Annotated in this window: 6 protein-coding genes; 5 read left to right on the top strand and 1 reads right to left on the bottom strand. The window is 39.2% G+C overall.

Features of this window, described 5'->3' with window-relative positions:
- Positions 1-433: phage antirepressor KilAC domain-containing protein (locus AABE15_RS02255; RefSeq protein WP_338329658.1), on the top strand; the 433-nt coding region annotated here is incomplete at its 5' end.
- 25 nt (positions 434-458) lie between these two features.
- Here the strand turns inward: AABE15_RS02255 and AABE15_RS02250 are convergent.
- Entirely contained in the window at positions 459-683 is a 225-nt protein-coding gene (locus AABE15_RS02250; RefSeq protein ID WP_338329657.1) for an Arc family DNA-binding protein, read from the bottom strand.
- Positions 684-796: 113 nt separating this feature from the next.
- Here AABE15_RS02250 and AABE15_RS02245 point away from each other — a divergent pair, with 113 nt between their 5' ends.
- The 4 genes from AABE15_RS02245 to AABE15_RS02230 form a co-directional block, all read left to right on the top strand.
- Positions 797-991, top strand: coding sequence for an Arc family DNA-binding protein (locus AABE15_RS02245; RefSeq protein ID WP_338329656.1), 195 nt, complete (start codon positions 797-799; stop codon positions 989-991).
- A 5-nt stretch (positions 992-996) separates the two neighbouring features.
- Positions 997-1,800: a Bro-N domain-containing protein gene (locus tag AABE15_RS02240; protein ID WP_338329655.1), complete on the top strand. Its 804-nt coding sequence runs from the start codon at positions 997-999 to the stop codon at positions 1,798-1,800.
- Between the two features lie 9 nt (positions 1,801-1,809).
- Positions 1,810-2,109 (top strand): hypothetical protein, encoded by a 300-nt coding sequence (locus tag AABE15_RS02235; RefSeq protein ID WP_338329654.1) that lies wholly within the window; start codon positions 1,810-1,812, stop codon positions 2,107-2,109.
- A gap of 66 nt (positions 2,110-2,175) precedes the next feature.
- Positions 2,176-3,941: hypothetical protein (locus AABE15_RS02230; RefSeq protein ID WP_338329653.1), on the top strand; the 1,766-nt coding region annotated here is incomplete at its 3' end.

The raw sequence follows: 3,941 nt of genomic DNA, 5'->3' as shown, positions 1-3,941 counted from the left end.
CGATTTGGTACAGGGTAAGTATCAACCTACAGTTGATTTAGACGATCCTGCATTCTTAAGAAACACGTTACTAAGCTACACCAAAAAGTGCATGAAGCTTGAACACGAAAATAAGGAACTCAAACCCAAAGCGGAGGCATTGGAACGGATTGCTGTTTCAGATGGATCCATGTGTATCACGAATGCGGCAAAGGATTTGCAAATTAGACCTAAAGAGCTGTTTAATTACCTGATTCAGAACGGTTGGATTTATCGCAGGAATGGAAATGCAACTTGGCTAGCATATCAGAAGAAAATACAACAAGGATTATTGGAACACAAAGTAACGGAGATCTCTTGCGATGATGGAAGTCAAAAAATCATTGAGCAGGCAAAGGTCACCCGTAAAGGCTTAGCCAAGCTTGCCGAACTGCTTAACCGTAAAGCAGCCTGAGGGGAAAATTTTAATAACATTTCATCTATGGTTTTTTTGCTTGTTGCTTCGACTCTAGTTGTTTTACTCGTAAGGCAAGTTCGTTCAAGTTCTCAAATATTTCAGCCTTCATTGAATTAGCAATTAGTGCATCATTCAACATGTAAAGAATTTGAGCATTAATTGACCTTTTATTGTTTTTAGCTTCGGTTTCGAGCTTTTGCTTAAGATCATTAGGTAATCGAAGTCGAAAATGCGAAAAATTTTCCATAGATTTTCCTCTCATATTTTTATTAATGACGCATTTTGCGCTTGACTTCAATGCCTCAATATGCGTTAATCATGAAATGACGCAAATAGCGTCAGAAATAAGGAGTCCTATAAATGATACAAAATGATTCCCAATGTCGAATAAGGATACCGAAGGAACTTAAAAATTGGATTGAAAAGCAAGCAAAAGAAAACAAGCGTTCTTTAAATAGTCAGATCGTTTATTGCATTGAACGTATTAAAAAAGCGACAGATACCGACCAAAGTAACCCTGCCGCTTTTTATGAAACAAATATTCCAAAGGAATAATAGTGATGAATACTATAACAAATTTTAATCAAATTTCCAATTCTATTCTATCTTTTAATTTTGATAATGCAAATGTCAGGGTTATAGACAAAAATAATGAACCTTGGTTTGTGTTAAAAGATATTTGTAATGTTCTTGATATTAGTAAATATAGAGATGCTTCATCAAGATTAGACGACGATGAGAGGGGGTCGGTAAGACTGGACACCCCTGGTGGAAAGCAAGAAATTACCGTTATTAATGAGTCAGGTTTATACAGTTTAATTTTACGCAGTCAAAAACCCGAAGCAAAACGATTCAAAAAATGGGTGACGGCAGAAGTCCTTCCCTCCATTCGTAAGACGGGTAGTTATTCTATTTCGTTATCGGAAAACAATGTTATTAAACCTAACCAACTGGGTGGAATTATTAAAGGGATCGTGAACAAATCATTGCTTCCGATCAAAGAACAATTTGAAACACAAATTAAAATCTTATGTAAAGAAATCCAATTTTTAAAATCCAGCTATGATCCGACGGCAGCCTTTGTAACGGATTATAAACCGATGATTGCCATTCTTAAAGATATGAAAATCCCGCAACATGGAAGAAGGGCTTTAGTGTGTCGTTGTTCGTCGAAATGTCGCAAATATTTACTATCGGTAGGCAAAGGTAACTGGGTTAAACCAAGTCGTGAAACGGGTCGATGGGTTTATCATATTGATGGGATTAACGAATGGCTCAAATACGAAGGGCATCGCATTATTTCTTATCATATTGATAAAGTCATGGGTCAAACATGCCTTCAACTTGTTCCTTCTTCGCGATAGGAGGGGGTGATGGAAGCTTCTGGATTTATTAATTTAGACAAAGTTCGGAACCAAACGCTTGCACAGGAGGACCTTGTTGAAGACGCTGCCTTTGTTGCTCGTAACGTTCCAGTTGCCTTTGGTATTATTTATAACTTAGTGGAGAATTTGGAAAATGATCTTGAAGAAGAAAAGATTTTTAATGGAAATGTAGAAAATTTTTTATTTCAGTTGAAATATATGTTGTGCGCTGTTGAAACGAATACAAACAAATTGCACGAAACCCTCATTGCTTTAGGATACAAAAAAGCTCTGTATTATCAAAATTAACCCACAAAGCCACCAACTCGGTGGCTTTTTGTATGACGTAATCATATCATTTTAAAGGAACTTACCATGACCGATACACCAACCAAAATTAACGTCCCTTTTGCTTCTAAGGGAGATAAAACCTTTCCGCCCGTTACAGATAATCAAGGAAGAGTCAATTTTACCCAAGGCTATACGGGGGATTATGAACTCGATCTAAACTCAGGCGATGTCAATGCCAAACCCATTGAACGAAGGGATTTTAATGGGTTGTTTAATATAATCACAGCAAATCTCATGCAATGGCAACAACACACCTTTCCAACTTGGTATCAGGATAACGGGACAGGGTATGCGGCGGGGGCGTATGTCAGTGTTACCAACGCTGCAGGGGAAGTTATCATCTATCGCTCTTTGGTAGACGATAATCTTTCCGATCCGCAAACAGATCAATTAGGACAGTGGGAAGTGGTGCTTTCTCAAACCGAATTACTCTCAAAAGTTGCTTTTTTACGAGGCGGTGGGGATCTTAACCAATTCGTTAATACCACGGGTAAAATAGATTTAAACACGGTTGCCGATGGGTTCTACTTTTTTGAAAAGGGTGCTGTGAACAAACCCAGTGATGTTGGTATTCGATTTTATCTCATGACCATCAAAACCACATCGAATTTAGGGACGCAGCTTTTAATTGATGACAATTTTCATTTGTATGGGCGATACATTAACGGAAAAACACTATACCCGTGGCTGCGTTATGATCGGGAACTGTTGAAAACTTACAATAACCTCTCTGATCTTTCTAACGTGGATACCGCTCGCATTAATTTAAATCTGGAGGATCTTTACCTCGGAGGTATTAAAACATTTGATAAGACGGTATCCGATGCAAAGGGTGGCTATCCATCAGGGGTTATCCTCCAATCCAGTGACACGACCAAACCCTGGGTATTGTGGCAGAATGTACAAGATAACAACACAGCGGATCCTAATCAAAACGACATAGCTTCCTCGGAAACACAAAACGGCTGGGTGCGGTACCCTGTTCTTTTGGATTCGATAGCATCGAATTTATCTTACAATTCTGAGGGCAAATTGGAAGTATCGACCCAAGTCGTTAGTGTTGAACGCTATGTCTCGTCCTCAACGGGAAAGGACGACACGGGCAATGGCAGTAAAGATAATCCCTTTTTTTCCATTGCCAAAGCCATTAACAGCACCCCTGGCAATGCCAATGTTACGATTTATCTACGAGATCAGGATACACATTATTGGTCTCCTGATGGCAAACAGGCTGCGATTAAAGGCGAGCTAAACATTGGAGAGCGCTATTTAAAATTTATGCCTTATGACGATGCGGGGAAATACGAGAGCATAAAAACAGATATTAAGAATAGAAACTCAGACGAAACCTGGTCATTTTGTTTAAGTCCTACCTATTTAAGCGGTGTTGGATTGTCTCGACCCAAAATCGTGATTTTGTGGGATTACGTTAATATTTACAATGGCACAAGCTGGGTTAAAACTTATACGTCCATGTATACCATAAATGGCTTAATTCCTAACTTTTATTGCTCGTTTTTTGGTGTTGAATTTGCCATTGATCGGGTAGATGAATTGAGTAAGTCAAACTTGGATCAAATCGCGGCTTGGGCAACGAACGGTGGGAGGTATCAATTTATAGGGTGTATCTTCAATACCCTTCCCTCAAGTGGGCAACATTGGTTGTTGGGGGGAAATGCGGACTTTGCTACAGGCTTTGTCTTTGCTTACGCCAACTTGTTTATGGACACTGTGGGAACCGGGCTTTTGATGTATCAGGTTTTTTTGTGGGACGTCCATGTTGATGGGGA

Origin of the sequence: Commensalibacter sp. Nvir (genome assembly GCF_963921845.1) — a bacterium.
Lineage (GTDB): Bacteria > Pseudomonadota > Alphaproteobacteria > Acetobacterales > Acetobacteraceae > Commensalibacter.
The sequence above is the reverse complement of the archived record's forward strand: the minus strand, read 5'-3'. Positions and strand labels throughout refer to the sequence as shown.

What these genes read in the sequence shown, in the direction of transcription:
- AABE15_RS02250 (WP_338329657.1), bottom strand. Translation starts at nt 683, where the DNA reads ATGGAAAATTTTTCGCATTTTCGACTTCGATTACCTAATGATCTTAAG.
- AABE15_RS02240 (WP_338329655.1), top strand. Translation starts at nt 997, where the DNA reads ATGAATACTATAACAAATTTTAATCAAATTTCCAATTCTATTCTATCT.
- AABE15_RS02245 (WP_338329656.1), top strand. Translation starts at nt 797, where the DNA reads ATGATACAAAATGATTCCCAATGTCGAATAAGGATACCGAAGGAACTT.
- AABE15_RS02235 (WP_338329654.1), top strand. Translation starts at nt 1,810, where the DNA reads ATGGAAGCTTCTGGATTTATTAATTTAGACAAAGTTCGGAACCAAACG.